This is a genomic window from Marinomonas sp. BSi20584, assembly GCF_002792415.1.
GTDB classification, from domain to species: Bacteria; Pseudomonadota; Gammaproteobacteria; order Pseudomonadales; family Marinomonadaceae; genus Marinomonas; species Marinomonas polaris.
In genome coordinates, this window is record NZ_KZ454923.1 from 1 (window position 1) to 1380 (window position 1380).

The window sequence follows — 1380 nt, forward strand, 5'->3', positions numbered from 1 at the left end:
TGAACTGACCCCCAATAGTTGGACATTCCAATTACTGGGGGTCTTTTTATGTCCAAATATCACAGAGCATTCAAACTCTATTTAGCAAAGTTATCTCAGCACCAAAGCTCAAGAATGATTGCGCGTCAATTCGGTGTTGACTCAAGACAAGTTCGTTACTGGTCTCAAGTGTATCGTATTCATGGTGAAAGCAGTTTTTTACACAAACAAATGCCATATACCCAATCCTTTAAGCTTAAAGCACTTAAAACGATGCATATGAATGAGTGGTCTTTAACCTATACAAGTGCCTACTTCGATTTATCATCTTCAGGCATATTATTTCAATGGCAAAAACTCTATGCTTGCGAAGGTATATCTCGACTCAAACCACAGAAAAAAGGTAGACCTCGTATGGCCACTCACTCTTCTAAAACTAAGCCTGCTGAACAGATGACAGAAAAAGAGCTAAGAGAAGAGCTTGAATATCTTCGTGCTGAGAATGCTGTACTAAAAAAGTTGAAAGCCTTGGCTCAGGCCAAACAGGAACAAACAAAGAAAAAGCGTTAATCGTTACTGAGCTCAAGGCAAAGCACCCGTTACAATGGCTCCTGAAAGCGACTGGGCTGGCTCGAAGTGTCTATTATTATCATCGAGCTTCTGTGACGTTACTGGATCCGGACCAGGACCTGAAACAAAAGATTTACGATATATTCCATGCTCATAAGGGGCGATATGGATATCGTAGGATTACCTATGCTCTAAGAAATGATGGAATCCAAGTGAACCACAAGCGTGTTCAACGACTGATGATTGAGCAAGGGCTGAAATCTAAGGTGCGACCTAAGCGCTATAAATCCTATCGTGGCCGTGTTGGGAAAGTGGCTCCAGACCTACTTGAAAGAAAGTTCCATGCAGAGAAGCCCAACCAAAAGTGGGTGACAGACGTGACCGAGTTTAAAGTTGACAACCAGAAAGTTTATCTCTCGCCAGTGATCGACTTATTCAATCAGGAAGTAGTGAGTTATGAAGTGAGGAAGTCAGTCGCGTTACCATTGGTCACAGACATGTTGAAGAGCGCGATTAGCAAGCTGAGTAAGAACGAGAGGCCGATTATCCACTCAGATCAAGGTTGGCAATATCAGAACCAAGCGTATCAGGCACAGATTAGGGCTCAAGGGCTATCCCAAAGTATGTCTAGAAAAGGAAACTGCTTAGACAATGCTGTCGCTGAGAACTTCTTCGGTATTTTAAAGACAGAGATGTACCACAATGAAAAGTTTAGAAATGCAGATGAACTGATTGAAGCAATCAAAGAATACATCGAGTATTACAACAACGATCGAATTAAGCAGAAACTAAAAGGCCTGAGTCCGATAGCGTATCGAAATCAGGCCTTGA

The 1380-nt window shown here is 42.1% G+C and carries 2 protein-coding genes; both read left to right on the plus strand.

The genetic code is table 11. The features are described from left to right. Positions 1 to 48 precede the first annotated feature (48 nt). On the plus strand, positions 49 to 549 hold the full coding sequence (locus tag TY87_RS22350; protein WP_100188760.1) for a helix-turn-helix domain-containing protein: 501 nt from the start codon (positions 49 to 51) through the stop codon (positions 547 to 549). Next, on the plus strand, positions 549 to 1380 hold an 832-nt coding region (locus TY87_RS22355; protein ID WP_232617224.1), incomplete at its 3' end, for an IS3 family transposase. The genes TY87_RS22350 and TY87_RS22355, both read left to right, overlap by 1 nt.

Excerpts from the sequence above, each read along its gene's own strand:
- TY87_RS22350 (WP_100188760.1), top strand. The coding sequence starts at position 49 with ATGTCCAAATATCACAGAGCATTCAAACTCTATTTAGCAAAGTTATCT.